Source organism: Steroidobacter flavus (assembly GCF_042651805.1).
Classification (GTDB): domain Bacteria; phylum Pseudomonadota; class Gammaproteobacteria; order Steroidobacterales; family Steroidobacteraceae; genus Steroidobacter; species Steroidobacter flavus.
In genome coordinates, this window is sequence record NZ_JBHSDU010000015.1 from 835,731 (window position 1) to 852,940 (window position 17,210).

Here is a 17,210-nt window from a genome sequence, read left to right on the forward strand (position 1 = left end):
TCCTGGCGCAAGTCATCGCGGATCTAGCCACAATCGTGACGTTCCAGCAACGTCGGCCGGCACCGCCTGTCGACGAGCCGGACGACTCGGATGAAACCTGCTGTCGCCTGCGATCATTGACCCGGCGCACTCCCGGGACTGGAATGGGCCGAGCCAGCGTTCCCAACGACGTTTGATCCGCCCGCCAAGGAGTGCGATATGAGAGGCATCCATCCGGTCGCCAAGCCCGACCACGTGCCCGACGCAGCCGTCTGCGATTTCGATATGTTCAAGGACTCGGAGCTGTTACGCGATCCGCATGAGCGCGTTCGCGATCTGTTGAATCGAGCACCCAATGGCGTGCTCTGGACCCCTCACAACGGCGGCCACTGGGCGGCCATCGGACACGCGGCGGTATTCACGGTGTCGCGCGATCCCGAAACATTCTCCAGCTCTCCCTTCGATGCGTCGGGCATGTCGAGATTCGCGGCGCTGGAAGCGAAGATCGGGCGGCACATTCCACAACAGGTGCCGATCACGCTGGATCCGCCGGAGCACGGCAAGTATCGCGGCCCGCTGCAAGCGACGTTCTCTCCCAAGTCGGCCGTCAGCAAGCGGGAAGAAATTCGCGCGCTCGCCGACTCGTTGATCGATGCGGTGAAGGACCAGGGTCATTGTGACTTCCTGGCGTCGATCGCCGAGCCTCTGCCCGTGCACGTGTTCTTGAAGATGATGGGACTGCCTTTGGATCGCTCGGCTCATTTTCGTCATCTGGTGCACGAATTCCTGGCACCTCGCGGCAGCGCGCCCGAGGAACAGGTACGTCGCCAATGTATGGTCGCCGATGCGATGATCGACGTGATCAAAGCGCGCGAGACCGATCCGAAGGACGACATCATCAGCCTGCTGTGGCGGACGCGGATCGACGACAAGCCGATGACCATCGAGCTGATGCAGGACTATTGCACTTTGCTGTTCATCGCAGGCCTGGACACCGTGATCAACGGCATCAGCTTTGGCATTCGCCATCTGGCGCAGGATCACGCGTTACAGGAGCAACTGCGCGCCAATCCGAGCATGATTCCCGAGGCCGCCGAAGAACTGCTGCGTCGTTACACCTTCACGATTCCGATGCGTCGGATCGCCAAGGATGTCGAATTGGCTGGCTACCCTCTGAAGAAAGATGAGTGGATCGCCATCTATCTGCCCGGTGCGGATCTGGATCCCAAGGAATTTCCAGAGCCGGAGAAGTTCGATATTCAACGCGAGAACAAGGTGCACATCGCGTTCGGTGCCGGGCCGCATCGCTGCCTCGGTGCACACCTGGCTCGGGTCGAATTGCAGGTTCTCTATACGCAGGTGTTGGCGAAGCTGCCGACATTCCGACTCGATCCCGATCGGCCGGTGAAATTCCACGCCGGCAACATCATCGCGATCGACTCGTTACCCATCCGCTGGGACTGAGGTATTGCTGCGCCTTCAATGCGATCCAGGTGCCGCTGGAGACCGCTTAGCGGTGAACGGATACGAGCCCATGAACCCCGCCTTCACCTTGCCAGTCATGCTGTCGTTCTGCACGGTGCCGGTGAACTGCAAGGTCAGCTTCATGGGCTTGGTGATTTGATTGCTCCAGACGATGTTCCCGGTGGCGCTGTCGTAGGAAATCTGTTGGATCTGGGTCGTGACGCCCTCGCCCGACTGCGTGCCACTCAACGTCCCGTTGGCGGATTCGAGCGTGAGGATGCTGTCCATCGCACCCGTCGGACCTTTCACGGTGAGAGTCCACTTGCCCGCGACTGACGCCGGTGGCGCAGCGACAGTTTCTTTGCTTGCCGTCGTCGCTCTCGCTTTGATCTTGCTTGCGCCCCGCGCATTGACGTACGCAGGCAACGTATCCCAACCGCGCACCGTCGATGTAGGCAGCAAGCTGGCGTGATCGATAGCGATGTCCCATTCCGGAATGCGTTTGAGCAATTCTTCATAAACGACGCGGCCTTCCAGTCGGGCCAGCACGTTGCCGATGCAGGTATGAATGCCATAGCCGAACGTGACATGCGCCGACCGGCTGCGGTGTAAATCGAATCGATCCGGATCCGGAAACTCGCGCTCGTCGTGATTGGCCGAGCCGACGAGGAACAGGATGGCGTTGCCCGCCGGCACGGTCTTGCCCTGAAACTCGGCGTCGCTTGCGACGTATCGCCCCACATGCGGCCCCGGCGGCTCCAAACGCAGCACCTCTTCGATGGCGTCCGGAATCAACGACGGATCTTTGACCAATTCACGCCGCTGATCCGGATACTCAGCCAACGTCTTCGCGGTCCAGCCGATCAGCCGGTTGGTAGTTTCATTGCCCGCGCCGGCCAGCACGTTGAAGAACGTGATGAGCTCTTCTCGTGTGAGCTTGCGCTTGACGCCAACGTCGTCCGTGAACTCGACATTGAGCAGTTCGGTGAGCACATCGTCGCCGGGATGCTTGGCGCGCCAGTCGATGTACTCGCCAAAACTCTGCTCCATATGCAGGCCGCCCTCATAGTTCAGCGGCTTGCCTTGCTCGGTGCGCATCTTGGAATCGGTGATCTCGCGCACCTCTTGCAGGTCTTCTTCCGGAATCCCGAGCAGCATGCCGATGACTCGCATCGGCAGTTGTCGGCCGATGTCGGCGATGAAATCGAACTCGTCGCGCTCCAGCAGCGGCTCGAGCACTTTGACGGTCAGTTGCCGCACTAACGGCTCGAGCCCGTTCATCCGACGCGGCATGAACAGCCGCTGCACGGTCTGCCGATACATGGTGTGCCGGGGCGGATCTTCGAAGATGAAGGTGCCGGGCGGCATGGGAACGTTCTGTTGGATCAGCTCCAGAATGCCGCCGCGACTGGAAATAAACGTGCGATGGTCCAGCAATCCCTTGCGCACGTCCCGATAGAGGCTCACCGCGTAGAAGTCGTACTTCTCGTTGTAGTACAGCGGCGCCTCGTCCCGCAGCCGCTTGTAAACGGGATACGGCGTTCTGACGATGTCCGGATCATATGGATCGTAATAAACAGCCATCCGAGCCCCTATCACTTCCGGTTCGATTTGTCTTTACCGCAGGCGCCAGCCGCGCATACATCACCAGACATAGGCTATTCGCGATGGCGTTATGAGGTAGGCCGGTTATTATGATTTCCGGTCCGGACGCTTGTGTGGAAGCTACCCTGTCATTACAACGGATCCATGTTGAACCCGATCGCCCGCCTCAAGACGCCCAGCATCGAAGTGCAGGTCAGCGAGTTCTCCTGGAAGCGCGCGTCCGAGACCAAGATGTCGGTCGATCGTCCGGCGATCACGCTGGTGTTGACCGGCGGCAACAGTCACATCGAAGCGAGTTACTTCGGCAGCCATCGTCGCAGCTTCCAGCAACTCGGCCGCGTGGTCTTCACACCGCCGGATACTCCAGTCTTCGGTCGCACTCGCAAGCCCGGCAAGGTGCGACTGGTGTCCTGTTATTACGAGCGCTCGCATTTAGACAACATCGTCGGCAGCTTGATCGAGCTGTCGCAATCGCAGCCGCAAGGATGCATGAATGTCCCGAGCGCTTTGCTGCCGGCGATGATGAGCCGCCTCATGGCGGAAGCAATCTCGCCGGGATTCATCAGCAAAGCACTGGTGGAGTCGCTGGGACAATCGGTGCTGCTGGAATGCGCGCATGCGTTGCTGGCGGACGATCAGGAACAGGATCGTGGCCGACTGACGCCGCGTCACTTCCGCATCATCGATGACTACCTGCATCGCCTGAATCACCAGGCACCGAGCGTCGCGGAGCTCGCGGAGGCCTGCGGTTTCAGCGAACGTTACTTCTCCAAGCTGTTCCGAGAACAAACCAAACAATCCATCGGCCAGTACTTGCGCGCGGCGCAGATCGCCAAGGCGCAGTCGTACCTGACCGAGACCGAGCTGCCGCTGAAGGAAATCGCGGCACGACTCGGCTTCAGCGCGGCATCGAATTTCTCAGTGGCGTTTCGCACGGTCACCGGCGTGACTCCGGGCCACTTCCGGCAAGTCACTCGCCCGACCCGAGTGGCGCGGCTCTAACGACAACGCCCGATTCATCAGGGGAGTTTGCAATGACGGATCGAATGCTCCGGACCGGAGCGCACGCCTGCACCTTTGTGTTGGTTCTATTGTTAGCAGCGTGTCAGCCGAAAGATCGGCAGCAGAGCGTATCCGGCGACTGGCCGAACTTCGGCAACGACGGCAACGAACAACACTACAGCCCGCTCGATGAGATCAACCAGACCAACATCGACAAGCTGAAGCTGGCATGGCACTTCGACCTGGAGCCTGGATTTTCCGTGTCGACGCCGGTGGCCGCCGAGGGCAAGTTGTTCGTAACGAGCGGGCACTCTCGCATTCGCGCGCTCAACGCCACCGACGGAAAATTGATCTGGGAGTTCGATCCCAAGGTGCGCGAGATCGCGATGTCCCCGCTGCACATGGGCTGGGGCAACAAAGGCTTGTCCTACTGGAATCATCGCGTGTTCATCGCGACCACGGATGGGCGAGTCATCGCGCTCGATGCGGCGAGCGGCAAACCCGCGTGGGAGCAGCGCCAGTTTGAGCTGTCGGAGCTTCGATATAACAACGGCCCACCGCGCGTGTTCGACGGCAAAGTCATCGTGGGCCATGGCGGCGCGGACGTGAGCTCGATTCGTGGCTATGTCACGGCGTACGACGCGGACACTGGCAAACAACTTTGGCGCTTCTACACCGTGCCGGACGATCCGTCGAAGCCTGCCGCGAACAAAGCCGAAGAAGTCATGCGCCCCACTTGGAAGGGCGACTGGTTCGGCAAAGGCGGCGGCGGCACGGCGTGGAATGCCTTCAGTTACGACGCCGATCTCGATCTTCTTTATATCGGCGTCGGCAACGGTTTCCCTTACAACCAGCAGATGCGCAGCCCCGGTGGCGGTGACAATTTGTTCCTCGCCTCTATTGTTGCTGTCAAAGCCGATACGGGCGAGTACGTGTGGCACTATCAGGTCTGCCCCGCCGAGCAGTGGGATTGCACCGCTGTACAGGACATGACGCTCGCGACGCTGCCGATCGATGGCAAGCCTCGCAAGGTGCTCATGCAGGCGCCGAAGAATGGATTCTTCTATGTGATCGATGCGGTGACGGGTCAATTCATCTCCGCCGAGAAGATCGCGAAAGTCACGTGGGCGGAGAAGATCGACGCAAACGGTCGCCCCATCGAGAACCCGCGCATTCGTTATCAAAATCACCCAGAGATGTTCGAGCTCTGGCCTGGCCCGCAAGGCGCACACAGCTGGTTGCCGCAAGCGTTCAGTCCCAAGACGGGCCTCGTCTACATTCCGGTCGCGGATATCGGCGCGATGATCGGTCCGCCGATTCCGGGCGACACCAGTCTGCTCGCCGCGATGGGCGCGACTATCATTGTCGATCCCGAGTTGCCCGGCAGCCGTCGCAGTTTTCTACGCGCGTGGGATCCGGTGACGCAGAAGGAAGCGTGGTCGCACGAGTTGCCCGGCGACTGGCCCGGCGGTGTGTTGGCAACGGCGGGTGATCTGGTCCTGCAAGGACGCATCGACGGACAGCTCGTCGCCTACGAGGCGAAAACAGGCAAGCAGGTGTGGTCGTTCAAGACCGTCGCCCCCGTGGTGGCCACGCCGATCTCCTATCGAGCGAATGGCAAACAGTATGTAACGGTGCTCACGGGCAGCGGCTCGCAAGGTGGCGGCATTCTCGCGACCGGCAACGCGGCGTATCGCACCGACTATCGCCTGCCTCGTCACGTACTCACATTCGCGATCGACGGCACTGACGTTCTACCCAAGTACGAAATGCCGCCGCTCGTGCCGCCGGCGGATGCCGATCTCAAAGTCGATGCCAACCTCACCATGCAAGGTGCGATGGCCTACGCCAGCAGCGGCTGCCTCGTTTGCCACGGCATGAACGCCATCGGCGGCGGCGCTGCTCCGGACCTGCGTTATTCGCCCATGATCGTCGATGCGAACGCGTTCAAGGCCGTTGTCAAGGAAGGCACGCTCAAACTCAACGGCATGCCGCCCGCCCCCATTCCCGATGAGTATCTGGAGATGATTAGATATTACTTACGGGTGCGCGCCTCGCAGTCGAAATAACCGTCCCATAACCGCCGGACGACTGACCGCATGACCCGGCCTGGGTAGATTGGTTCACGGGGCTTTCCCCTGCGATGCTCGTGAACCTCGATGCAATACTCATGGCCTCAGTGGCGCGCCAGTGTGGTGGCGATCATTCGATTCGATTTCGGCGAAGTGCTGCCGGATGTGACGGACGGCGATATCGACTGGGATTCGTGGCGGTCGTTCTTCGATGAAGGCCGCTCGCCACAATCCGCGGTCGACTCAGCCTTCCTGCGCGACCTGAGGAGATCCGGCTCGGCTTGACCTGAGCGCTGTAGTTTTTCCCTGTCAGCGTATACAGACACTGCGGTTCATGGCATTGACATCCGCTGCGGACGATAATCGTTCTTCGACCTCGAGAAGACGAAGCCGCACGAATGAAGCCGACCGACTCCACTGCCCTGCTCAACTCAGCGTCGCGCCCGACGATTCTGATCGTCGACGACGACGAAGCCATTCAGGAACTCGTCAACATTTACACGCTGGAGCAAGGGTTCCAGACCCGCTCCTGCTCGAGCGCCGAGTCCGCGCTCGAGGAAATGCGCAAATCGTACTGTCCCATTGTGATCACCGACGTGCAGATGCCCGGCATGGGCGGCCTGTCGCTGTGTCGAAAGCTCCGGCACGGCAAGTGGCCCGGCTACGTCTACATCATCGTCATGACCGGCCACGATCAGGCGGACGGCGTGATAGAAGCGTTGGACGCGGGCGCCGACGACTATTTACACAAGGGCTCGCCGCCCGCTGAATTGCACGCACGCCTGCGAGTGGCGGAACGGATTGTCACACTCGAGCAACGCTTACGACGCACGTTGGAAAGCAAAGCCCGCCAGGCCGCGTCCGACTCTCTGACAGGTCTGCCCAATCGCCGGACCTTCGATCGACGACTCAACGCTGAATTCAAGCGCGCACGTCGGTTCGCGGAGCCGATCTCGGTGTTGCTGATCGACGCGGATCACTTCAAGCAAGTGAACGATCAATACGGACACCAGGTCGGCGACGAAGTCCTGCGCAGTCTCGCCGCCACACTGAGAGAGAATCTGCCTCGTGAATACGATGTGATCGCGCGCATCGGCGGCGAGGAGTTCGCAGCCATTCTTCCTCACACGAGTCGCGAAGACGCGGCCATCGTCGCCGAGCGTTTGCGTGCCGCTATCGAGCGCTCCCCGATTGCAACCGCGGCGGGGACGCTGAACATCACCATCAGTATTGGCGTCGGCAGCTTACTGAATCGGGTCAGCGCGGAGCCTCAAACGACGCTGGATGTGCTCGACGAAGCCGATCGCGCTTTGTATGAAAGCAAACGGCTCGGACGGAATCGGGTCACGTCCACTCCAACCGCGGAGCCTCGCACGTTGCTCGAGGTGTCGGGCTAGAAACGATAGCCGAGGCCGACGTAAAGCTCGTCCTGCAGCTTGTTCTTGCCCTGGCCTTGCGTCAGGTCGAACTCGAACCAGCGAAAGCCCGCAAATCCCTTCATCTGCTTCGACAACGGAATCTCCGCCTGTACGCCCAGATCGGTGAGCTTGTCCGCGGATCCGAACGTCAGAATATCGGGCGCATAGTATCCCCAGCCGGCGATTGCGAAATCGAGGTCCTTGTCGAGGACAAAGCGCAATTCCGCGCCCAGGCTCAACGCCATCACATCGTTGTTCTCCTCGTTCAACAGCGCCGCGTAGGCCTGCGGCCCGATCAACACGCTGAGCCGCCCGAAGTTGAAATCCACCGGGAACACCAGCCCCGCGCTCAGCACGATGTCTCGATTCTCACTCAGGAAGAACGCTCCGGAGAAACGACTGTTGCTGACGCCCACCTTGTTGCCGCTGCCAATGTACTTCAGCTGCAGCGTGTCATTGCTCAACGCCACGTCGATCTCATGACTGTTGGTGGAAGGAATATCGCCTGGCTTGTCGCTGGTCTGAGCCGCCGCACTGCCGGCCACCCCCATGAGCAGGATGATCGCGAGCTTGTTATTACGCATCTTCTTCCCCATCTCATGACGAGCCGGATGCATAGCCAATGAGCATGAAATAGAAAGGTTCCGCGCCTGCCCCACGACACAATGACTTGCTGGAAGTTATAAGTAGAAAGACAACTCACACTGCCCGGGCTCCGGACGGAGCTGCAATGCAACGCCGACGCTTCGGCTATAGAAATCTCAAGTCGGCATTCGGCACCGACTCTACAGCTCGCACGCGAAGCGCTTCCTGCTGACTGAGATGGGTGAACAGCGCATCGACACTTTTGTTCCAAATCGCATCGAGCGTATCGAAAAGGAACAAGGCATACGTATCGACTTCACGCCGCTGTACTGTATTTGCAGGCGCGACCATGTCGAATATCTTCTTCATGGCGCTCATGCGGATCATTGGATCCGGATGAGTCGAGGCGCGTAGTTCCCTGCCCGTCAGGTCGCTCGCCATACGGTCGCCGACTTGCAGCCACTTCAGGACCGATTGCATCAGAAAGCAGCCGGCGACGGTCAAGGTCCGTTGCTGGGGATCGAACTCGTCCGGCGCCGAGGCCAGCGCTTTCCAAGGATCGAGCATGGCCAACATGATGGACATCCCGTCGGCTTCGTGCTCGAGCTGCGAGCGCAGCGGCGTATGGCGTCGCTCGTCGCTCAGATGACTCCGAATTGCGTGACCATATTCGTGGGCTACCAACCCGAAGATCATGCCCTGCAGGAGCATCGTACCGAAGGCGGCTTGATGCGGTTCATCGCTGAACATGGGCGGCTTCGGAGGCAGCGACGGCACGATCGCCGGCGTCAGCCCTTCGACCCACATTTGTTTCAATTCCGGATGACGATCGAAATGCTCGATCGCGCTCGCTGGCGTGAGCCGCCACTCTACGGCCCGGTCCTCGGTCATTCTGCCCTGGAGGCAATGAGAGACGACCGAGGCAACCGTCATCACCGCGCAGAGCACACCCCAGTCGACTCCAATCACCAGCCAGCCTTTCGCTACATGCGGCTCATAGATGGCCGCGTAGCGCGAGTTCGACGGTAGGAAAGTGATGCGCACTTTCTCATGCGCCTGGCCACGACTGGTTCGATCCGCAGTCTGGCTGAGCAGCAGCGCCTGCATCAGCAGGGCCTTGTAGTATGACCCCGCCTCGCCGCCGACCAGCGAATCGACCAGTGCGCGGTTGTATGCGGTTTTTCGTTTAAAGATACGTCGGTAGGCGGCGGCGAGGAACTTACCGAAGTCGATTGAGCCCTGTTTCCAACCCTCGTGCAAGGCACGCCCGTACTCGGACTCGCCCATCGCCGCTTCCAGGTCCGCCGCGATCCAGGCATCGACCCGGGCCTGCTCCGCAAGGAACTCCGGCCCCTGCGTCATACCTGTACGACTGCGGTGGGGGTTGCGCAGAACCGTTTCATACCGATGAGCGCAATGGTCCGTGCGATGGTCATCGCCGCGCCGGTCGCCAGATCGAATGCGGCGACGATGAGATTGGCGATTTGTATCACCAGATCGGCTTCGTCGCTCTTGATGCTCGCCCGTATTTTCTCGTAGGCCGGACAGATCTTGTCCCGGAGCGCAATCAGGACCGCTGCAAAGCGCCGTGGCGGCGGGAGGGTATCCGCCCCGAGCGGGGCCTCGATCCCCAGTTTTTTCTCGAGCTCGATCAGTGCCTCTTCCACTTCCATCGATCGCTCCTCCCCTTTTATTTTATAGCGTACCGCAGCCTATCACTCCCCCGTCCCCGAAACGAACCCTTTCACGAACTCGAATGACAGGCCGGCGCGAAGCCTCAGCCAACAGCGCCGGGAAATCCCGGCAAAAAAAGCCGCCTGCTTCCCTTCAGGACGCAGACGGCGAATATTCAATCGGAAAAAAGCTTAGCGGTTGGCGAGCGTCGGCGACGCGGGCGTTCGCGGCGAGCGGCCTTCGACTTCAGCGGCCATGCCGTGCAACCACACTTCGAGGTTGGTGTAACCGCTCGCGGTCACCGTGTTCGGATCCGCAGGCAACGTCAGCGCGCGATGATTTTCCGCCAGCGAAGGATAGCCGCCGCCATTGCGGTCACAACGTGTCGTGCCATTGGGCGCGACGCAATTGATGATCCGATTGGTGGAGTTACGCACACCTTCGACGATGCGGGTGTCGACGGCGTCGCGATCCGCCGGGCGAGCGCCAGAGAACTTCAGCACGTAGTTCTTCACCACGTTGTTCGAAGTCGGCATCGTCGTCATGCCCGCCGGCCACGCCACTGGCGAAGTGGATTTGAAGTTCGCCAGCGTCAGCGAGCCATAGATCGAGCCGGCGGCCGACCATTCATCGTTCGCGGTCGACTCCGCCGCCTGATTGTCGGCAAGAAACACTTTCGCACCGGAGCGCAGCGTGCTCGCGTCGGCACGCAATCCGATCGGCGGATTGCTGCCGGCCGTGTCCGGGCCCCGCAGATATACGTTGCCCACGACGGAGCTCTGTGTCACGCCACCGTGACTTTGCAGATCCGTGGCCGTGTTGCCCCAGTTGTAGATCACGTTGTTGACGATGGCCGCGCGTGCGGCATCCGTCATCGGCAGACGCGACTGCATGCTCGCGATCAGATTGCCCGCGAGGGTCACATTGCCGTTCACCGGCCCGAGCAGAATGCCGAAGCCATGGTTGCCTTCGGGATGAATCGACTGATGCAGCGGCTCGGCGAAAATGTTGTTGATCAGACTGATGTTGTTCCAGTTCTGCCACGCGCTCGCCACTTCGTCGATGGACCAGGTGAAGGTGCAATGATCGATCACGATATTGCTGATCGCAGCCTGGCCGGCCGGGCCCTCGATTTTCAGAGCGTCGCGATTGATGGCCGGCTCACCGCCAGCATCGTCGCCGGGACGCACGCGGATGTGCTGAACGAGCACATTCGACGTCGACACCAGCAGACCCGCTCCCCGCAGCGTGATGCCGGGTGACGGCGCGGTCTGACCCGCGATCGTGATGTTTGGATTACGCAGATGGAGGTCGCCCGTCAGCGGAATCGTGCCGGACACTTCGAACACGCACACGCGCGGACCACTCTGATCGACGCACGACTTCAGCGAGCCCGCGCCGTCGGCGTTGAGATTGGTGACCCGATACACAGTGCCGCCGCGACCGGCCTCCGTGGTGATACCGGAGGTCTTCGCACCGGGGATGACAGAAACTGCGCCCGCGTTGAACGATGCAACACCGGAGGCGATAGTGGCTGCGGCGAGCAGGCTGAAGCGCACAGCACGGGCCGCGGAAGGATGATTCGAAACGATCGGCGACTGTTCGGTCATCAAGTGGGGTCCTCGTTGTGTGTCTGGATCGGCCCCCGACCGGGGACTTTCATGGCGGGCACGTTACAAGTCCCCCTGATACGATCACATCGGAGAAGCCCTGAACGCGGGTACAGATGCCCTGTCGATATGTGGGATCTTTCCCTGCAGGCGTGGCGTGTAGGCGGATGTGGACACTCGTCGGAGACCGGCTACAATCGCCGCGCGCCGATATCACCAAAGGCGAAGAAAAAGCTAAACAATGGCCTCAGGACTGGCAGCACTACTCGATGACGTTGCGGCAATCGCCAAGCTGGCGGCCGCGTCTCTGGATGACGTAACCGCGGCGGCCGGCAAAGCCGGGTCGAAGGCGATTGGTGTCGTGGTCGACGACGCGGCCGTGACGCCGGGCTACGCGATGGGCTTCACGCCCGAGCGCGAACTGCCCATCGTCTGGAAGATCGCGCTCGGCTCGCTCCGAAACAAATTCCTGTTCCTGTTGCCGGGCGCCCTGTTACTGAGCGCGTTCGCCCCGTGGGCGGTGACCCCGATTCTGATGGTGGGCGGCGCGTACCTGTGTTTCGAGGCGACGGAGAAAATCCTCGAAGCACTGATGCACGCCACCGATGGTCAGGAAGATACGCCTCAGGTCGAACAGCTCGCCCAAAGCTCAGCCGAGATCGAAGCCCAGAAAGTGGCCGGTGCCATCCGCACCGATCTGATCCTGTCGGGCGAAATCATGGCGATCGCTCTCGCCACCGTCGCCGATCGACCGTTTGCCATCCAGGCCGGCGCACTCGTTCTCGTGAGTCTGGCGCTCACGGCGGGCGTGTATGGCGTCGTCGGCTTGATCGTGAAGATGGACGACGTGGGCGTGCATCTGGCAAAGCGCGGCTCGGCGGTTACTCGGGGATTCGGACGGGGGCTCGTGAAGTCGATGCCTCATGTCATGCAAACACTCAGTGTCGTCGGCACTGCTGCCATGCTCTGGGTGGGCGGCGGCATCCTCGTGCACGGCCTCGAACATTTCCATCTGGACACCGTGCCTCATTTCATCGAGACGCTTTCGGAGAAAGCTCATCACGCTCCCGTGCTCGGGGCGGTCGCTGCTTGGCTGACGTTTGCAGCGGGCTCCGCGGTCGTCGGGCTGCTCATTGGCGGTGTGATCGTCGGCATTCTGCATCTGATTCCAGGGCGCAAGCACTGAGCGGTCGATATAACCTCCCCTCATAGATCGCCGGCCTTATTTGTTGGATTTTCCGCCGTCGCGCCGCTTGTAGACTCGGTGCGGGACAGGAGGATCCATGGTCCATCTAGAGATCGAACGCTTCCGCTTCGAAGCGCAGCCGCAAGCCCTGGACGATTTACAACAGCGACTTCGTCGCACGCTCTGGCCCGACGAAGTGTCCGCCGAGCCGTGGCGTTACGGCCCGCCCGTGGCCTACATGAAACGCTTCGTCGACTACTGGCTCGATGAATATGAGTGGCGAACGCACGAAGCCCGGCTGAACTCCTTCCCTCAGTTCGTCGCTCGAATCGACGAGCATCGCATTCATTTCATCCATCAAGTCGGGACCGGACCGGCGCCTGTTCCGCTTGTATTGACCCACGGCTGGCCGGGCAGCGTCGTCGAGATGCTCAAGATCATTCCGCTGCTCACCGACCCGGGGGCCCACGGCGGCGATCCCGCCGATTCGTTTACGGTCATCGCACCGTCCATCCCTGGCTATGGATTTTCGAGCCGACCTTCGCATCGAGGAACCAACGTGTTCGTCGTCGCCGATCTGTGGGCGAAGCTGATGGCCGGCTTGAACTACTCCCGCTTCGGCGTGCAAGGCGGCGATTGGGGCTCGTGGATCAGCGCCGCCACCGCGCTCCGTCATCCGGAGCGGATCATCGGCCTGCATCTGAATTATCTGTCGACGCGGTTTCGGCCCGCGATCAGCCCGGGCGATCCACCGCTGAGCGCGGCGGAGGAAGATTATCTAGCGCGGGTTGCAAAGTGGGCGGACGCTGAAGGTGCGTACATCGCGATCCAGGGAACAAAGCCCCTCACGTTGAGCTATGCGCTCACGGACTCACCGACGGGCCTCGCCGCGTGGCACGTGGAGAAGTTTCGTAGTTGGAGCGACTGTCGACTCGAGCCCGACGAAGCACTCACCAAGGACGAGATGATTACAGACATCATGCTCTACTGGCTCACCGGCACCGCCCATTCCGCCCTCCGCTTCTACAGCGAATCGCGCGAACATCCCTTTCATCTTGCGGCTGGCCAGAAAATCGCGCCTCCCTGCGGCATCGTTCACCTACCCAGGGAACTGCCGATGCCACCGCGAAGCTGGGCCGAGCGCGCCTTCAATGTCGTGCATTGGTCGAACTTGCCGCGCGGCGGTCATTTCGCGGCGTGGGAACAACCGGAGTTACTCGCCGAGGACATCCGCACATTCTTCCGACCGCTGCGCGCTCAGGGCAGCTCGCGCGAAGAAACATGATTTAGCGCGATCACCCATTTGCCATCGCGCTTGCGCATCAGGCGAGTGTTGATGCCGTCTTGCGCATTCTTGGGCCGATCGAGTCGATAGCGACTGATGAGTTGCGCGGCGTCGGGCGCGAGCATTTCGATTTTTATATCGAAAAAGTGCAGCGAGCCTCGCGTGTCCGCTGAGGTGCCGTAGTCGCGGATGTAATGATCGAGCGTGCCCTGCCAGTCTTTTTGGAATTCCCCCCGAGAGACAAAGATCACGTCGGGATTGGCGAAGCCCTCCATGTAACCCCGGAAGTCGCCACGATTCCATGCCTGCTCCATGCGATCGATGACCGCGAGAATGGCCTGCTTCTCTGCTTCCGCGTCCGTTGTGGTTTGTTTGACCGGCGGAGAGCAAGCTGTCATCAGGGCCAGAGCAAGAATGGCGGCGGTCCAGCGCGGCATGGCGGTTCCTCGATTCGAGATTGACGGGGCTTTTAGCACAATCCGCCCACGCCGCGTCACTCCCGTCCAAGACTCATGACGCCCTTTCCGCGACCCTCATTGTTTGCGATCAATGGAGCGTGCCAACATGGCCGGCAAGACTGACCCCTCGACCGACATCAAGGTCTACACCACCGCCGAACGACGCGCCGTCATCGAGCAAGGGCCGGGCTCGGTCGTGGTGCTCGAGGCGGAGCAAATTCTCGCGGTGATCAAGCAGCTGCATGCCTGCTACGATTACTGCGCTGTGTGGAAGCCGACGGAGCAAGAGTAGGATCGCGCCTATGAGCAAGCCCATCAACATCCTCCTGCAAACCACCATCGAGCCCACCGAGAACGATTGGCACATCGGCCGGTTCTCCATGCTCCGCGACTATCTCGCGTCGCTGACTTCACCCGAGGGCGAGCCTTTGTTTCGTGTGACTGCTCGGGATCGTGATCCTGTCGGTCAGTCAGACTCGGTGCTCTCCGCGCTCGATCGCTCCGACTACGATGAGCTTTGGCTGTTCGCCGTCGATGTCGGCAACGGACTCAACGATGAAGACCGAGCCGGCATTCTGCGCTTCCGCGCCCGAGGCGGCGGGGTCATGATTACCCGAGATCATATGGATTTGGGTTGTTCGATCTGCGATCTAGGCGCGATCGGCGCAGCTCACGTTTTCCACACTCACAATGCGGGACCCACCGTTCCACCCCCGGACGACACGGGAACGCCACAGATTCAATGGCCCAACTTTCACTCCGGCGCCAATGGCAGTGCTCAGCGGGTCGAAGCTGTGCAACCGGTGCATCCGGTGATGCGCGACGCAGAATCGGAGAGTGGGGTTGTGATGTTTCTTCCCGCTCATCCGCATGAAGGCGCCGTGATTGCGCCGGCGTCGGCGCCGCATGCGAGGGTGATTGCCACGGGGCAGAGTTTGGCCAGCGGCAAGCGATTCAATATCGCGGTGGCGTTTGAGCGTACGGAGACAGATGGACCGGCGATCGCGGAATCCACGTTCCACCATTTCGCTGACTACAACTGGGATCCAAGGCGCGGCAGCCCGGACTTTGTGAGTGAGACGCCGGTGTATGAGTTACCGAACTCACCCGCGATGACGTCCGTGCATCGATATGTTCGGAATGTGGCGCTGTGGTTGGGTGGGCGGCTTTAGCAACCGCCCACGTCTCCTCAGTATCATTCTTTAAACGGCGAATTCATGAGCAAGTCGACAGCAGACGCCGGCTTCTTATACCCCGCCACAAATCTCTCCCCAAAGTCCCGAGCGAAATTGTCGTAAGTCGTCTCCGGCCGCGACTCAACAATCCGACACACCGCATGTGTGAAGCGCTGCTTCATTTCCAACCTCGGATAAGCATCGAGAACAGCGGCAATCAGCGACGGTGAAAGCATCTCATATCCAAACCCGCCCCAATCCAACCCGATCCCAGCGGTGCACAGCGCCACTTCAGCTTCCTTATGAAGCCCGATGGAAGGTGTCGAATTCAGCGCCACCCCGTCCCAAATCAACTGCGCCTGCCGCTCCTGCATTCCAGACGCCCTCGCAAACTCCCGCGCCGCATTGGCTCCTTCAACTTCAAATCGCAGCGGCCCAAAAAATTCCGGCGCCAATCCAATGTCATGTAACAACGTCGAAACCGCCAGTACCTCCGCATCATGCGGCGAGCTCTTCAGGCAGGCGACGGCCGCGGAGAAGAGCCAGGATCGCATCGAGTGATTGAAGAGATACGGCTCACAGTGCTCGCGGGCAAACTCAATGGCGCGCGTGACAATAGGGGTATCGGGCACGACGACGCCTGCGAGCAAACGGGTCGGAACGGTCGGATACATCGTGCGGTCCAGTATGTCCATCTCGGTCTCCCGGCTTGGCTGATACAGCGATCCTCCCCGATTAGAGATCGTACGGCTTGAAGGAGCGTGCCGTGCTTGGAACAGAGCTGATGCCAGTCGAAAACCCTATTCCATTCAACTGAAGAGCAGATTCATCAAGCGGCGCGTTATCCCTTCGTAGAACACTCTCCCCTAACGCACGCACCCGCGCGTGCAGGAAGTCACCATGGATCTCGACCAGGAAATTGCTTACGTACCGAACTGTCTCACCCAGTGGTACGCCGCGAATACATCGATTCGTCATTTGTGGGCCGTCGAAGAGCACGACGCGCTGATGGTCTTCATCACCCTCGAGCCCACCTCCGACGGCGACGACGCCCTGCCGGTCTGGTTCGCGAAAGGCCACGAGTGGGTCAGCGAGCTGACCGATCTCACCCGTCGCGAAGTGCAATTGCGGCTGCTCGGCTCGAGCGACATGGCACGACCGCCCGTCGACACCGCCGCCGCGACCATTGCCGAGCTGAGCTGGCGCGATCCCTGGATATCCGCGTGATCTGTTCCCCAACCGAGGACTGTCCCATGTTTGTTTCAAAGAAACTCGTCCCCGCCATCGCCCTCGCCTGCTCGCTCGCGTCCAGTGCGTTTGCGGGTGAAGACGCGATCGTGACCGATCTGATGACCAAGCCCATGCCCGAATCTCCGGGCAAGGAACTGCTCATGATCAACGTGGTGTATCCGCCGGGCGCCATCGATCCGGTGCATCGGCACGATGCGCATGCCATGGTCTACGTGGTGGAAGGCACCATTATCATGGGCGTGAAAGGCGGCAAGGAAGTGACGTTGAATCCGGGCGACACGTTCTACGAAGGCCCGAACGATCTACACACCGTCGGCCGGAACGCGAGCAAGACCAAGCCGGCCAAGTTCATCGTGTTCCTCGTGAAGAAACAGAACGCGCCCGTTCTCACGATTGCCACTGAGTAACCGCCATCGCCGGCGACCCAAGCGGTCGCCGGCGTATCT

The 17,210-nt window shown here is 60.7% G+C and carries 17 protein-coding genes and 1 pseudogene; 11 read left to right on the plus strand and 7 right to left on the minus strand.

Annotated features, from left to right (window positions below; all coding sequences use genetic code 11):
• Positions 1-198 precede the first annotated feature (198 nt).
• A complete protein-coding gene (locus ACFPN2_RS31455; RefSeq protein WP_380604123.1) occupies positions 199-1,443 on the plus strand; it encodes a cytochrome P450 in 1,245 nt (414 codons plus the stop codon).
• A 411-nt stretch (positions 1,444-1,854) separates the two neighbouring features.
• On the opposite strand, the pseudogene ACFPN2_RS31460 reads toward ACFPN2_RS31455, so the two are convergent.
• Positions 1,855-3,027: pseudogene (locus ACFPN2_RS31460) on the minus strand (cytochrome P450); the annotation flags it as partial.
• A 165-nt stretch (positions 3,028-3,192) separates the two neighbouring features.
• On the opposite strand from ACFPN2_RS31460, the gene ACFPN2_RS31465 reads away from it, so the two are divergent.
• The 4 genes from ACFPN2_RS31465 (at position 3,193) to ACFPN2_RS31480 (ending at position 7,519) form a co-directional block, all read left to right on the plus strand.
• Positions 3,193-4,050, plus strand: coding sequence for a helix-turn-helix domain-containing protein (locus tag ACFPN2_RS31465; RefSeq protein WP_380604125.1), 858 nt, complete (start codon positions 3,193-3,195; stop codon positions 4,048-4,050).
• 32 nt (positions 4,051-4,082) lie between these two features.
• Entirely contained in the window at positions 4,083-6,119 is a 2,037-nt protein-coding gene (locus ACFPN2_RS31470; RefSeq protein WP_380604127.1) for a PQQ-dependent dehydrogenase, methanol/ethanol family, read from the plus strand.
• Between the two features lie 90 nt (positions 6,120-6,209).
• Positions 6,210-6,407 carry a hypothetical protein gene (locus tag ACFPN2_RS31475; RefSeq protein WP_380604129.1) on the plus strand — a complete coding sequence of 66 codons (198 nt, stop codon included), beginning with the start codon at positions 6,210-6,212 and terminating at the stop codon, positions 6,405-6,407.
• Positions 6,408-6,520: 113 nt separating this feature from the next.
• Positions 6,521-7,519: a diguanylate cyclase gene (locus tag ACFPN2_RS31480; RefSeq protein WP_380604131.1), complete on the plus strand. Its 999-nt coding sequence runs from the start codon at positions 6,521-6,523 to the stop codon at positions 7,517-7,519.
• Here ACFPN2_RS31480 and ACFPN2_RS31485 read toward each other — a convergent pair.
• The 4 genes from ACFPN2_RS31485 to ACFPN2_RS31500 form a co-directional block, all read right to left on the minus strand.
• Positions 7,516-8,124: a YfaZ family outer membrane protein gene (locus tag ACFPN2_RS31485; protein WP_380604133.1), complete on the minus strand. Its 609-nt coding sequence runs from the start codon at positions 8,122-8,124 to the stop codon at positions 7,516-7,518. The two genes, ACFPN2_RS31480 and ACFPN2_RS31485, sit on opposite strands and share 4 nt — an antisense overlap.
• Before the next feature lie 166 nt (positions 8,125-8,290).
• Positions 8,291-9,487, minus strand: a complete 1,197-nt coding sequence (locus ACFPN2_RS31490) for a hypothetical protein (protein WP_380604135.1) — start codon at positions 9,485-9,487, stop codon at positions 8,291-8,293.
• Positions 9,484-9,798, minus strand: coding sequence for a hypothetical protein (locus ACFPN2_RS31495; protein ID WP_380604137.1), 315 nt, complete (start codon positions 9,796-9,798; stop codon positions 9,484-9,486). The genes ACFPN2_RS31490 and ACFPN2_RS31495 overlap by 4 nt, the downstream gene beginning before the upstream one ends.
• A 192-nt stretch (positions 9,799-9,990) precedes the next feature.
• A complete protein-coding gene (locus ACFPN2_RS31500) occupies positions 9,991-11,409 on the minus strand; it encodes a pectate lyase family protein (protein ID WP_380604139.1) in 1,419 nt (472 codons plus the stop codon).
• A 241-nt stretch (positions 11,410-11,650) separates the two neighbouring features.
• Here ACFPN2_RS31500 and ACFPN2_RS31505 point away from each other — a divergent pair, with 241 nt between their 5' ends.
• Positions 11,651-12,595 carry a DUF808 domain-containing protein gene (locus ACFPN2_RS31505; RefSeq protein WP_380604141.1) on the plus strand — a complete coding sequence of 315 codons (945 nt, stop codon included), beginning with the start codon at positions 11,651-11,653 and terminating at the stop codon, positions 12,593-12,595.
• Between the two features lie 97 nt (positions 12,596-12,692).
• Entirely contained in the window at positions 12,693-13,880 is a 1,188-nt protein-coding gene (locus ACFPN2_RS31510; protein ID WP_380604143.1) for an epoxide hydrolase family protein, read from the plus strand.
• On the opposite strand, the gene ACFPN2_RS31515 is transcribed toward ACFPN2_RS31510, so the two are convergent.
• Positions 13,853-14,278, minus strand: coding sequence for a YybH family protein (locus ACFPN2_RS31515; protein WP_380606705.1), 426 nt, complete (start codon positions 14,276-14,278; stop codon positions 13,853-13,855). The two genes, ACFPN2_RS31510 and ACFPN2_RS31515, sit on opposite strands and share 28 nt — an antisense overlap.
• A 166-nt stretch (positions 14,279-14,444) precedes the next feature.
• Between ACFPN2_RS31515 and ACFPN2_RS31520 the strand changes: the two genes are divergently transcribed.
• Positions 14,445-14,630 carry a hypothetical protein gene (locus ACFPN2_RS31520; RefSeq protein ID WP_380604145.1) on the plus strand — a complete coding sequence of 62 codons (186 nt, stop codon included), beginning with the start codon at positions 14,445-14,447 and terminating at the stop codon, positions 14,628-14,630.
• A 10-nt stretch (positions 14,631-14,640) separates the two neighbouring features.
• Complete coding sequence (locus tag ACFPN2_RS31525; RefSeq protein ID WP_380604147.1) at positions 14,641-15,510, plus strand: hypothetical protein; 870 nt, start codon at positions 14,641-14,643, stop codon at positions 15,508-15,510.
• 23 nt (positions 15,511-15,533) lie between these two features.
• Here the strand turns inward: ACFPN2_RS31525 and ACFPN2_RS31530 are convergent, their stop codons facing one another.
• Positions 15,534-16,208, minus strand: coding sequence for an HD domain-containing protein (locus ACFPN2_RS31530; RefSeq protein WP_380604149.1), 675 nt, complete (start codon positions 16,206-16,208; stop codon positions 15,534-15,536).
• Between the two features lie 205 nt (positions 16,209-16,413).
• Between ACFPN2_RS31530 and ACFPN2_RS31535 the strand changes: the two genes are divergently transcribed.
• Positions 16,414-16,740 carry a hypothetical protein gene (locus ACFPN2_RS31535; RefSeq protein ID WP_380604151.1) on the plus strand — a complete coding sequence of 109 codons (327 nt, stop codon included), beginning with the start codon at positions 16,414-16,416 and terminating at the stop codon, positions 16,738-16,740.
• Positions 16,741-16,766: 26 nt separating this feature from the next.
• Positions 16,767-17,171 (plus strand): cupin domain-containing protein, encoded by a 405-nt coding sequence (locus tag ACFPN2_RS31540; RefSeq protein ID WP_380604153.1) that lies wholly within the window; start codon positions 16,767-16,769, stop codon positions 17,169-17,171.
• Positions 17,172-17,210 lie beyond the last annotated feature (39 nt).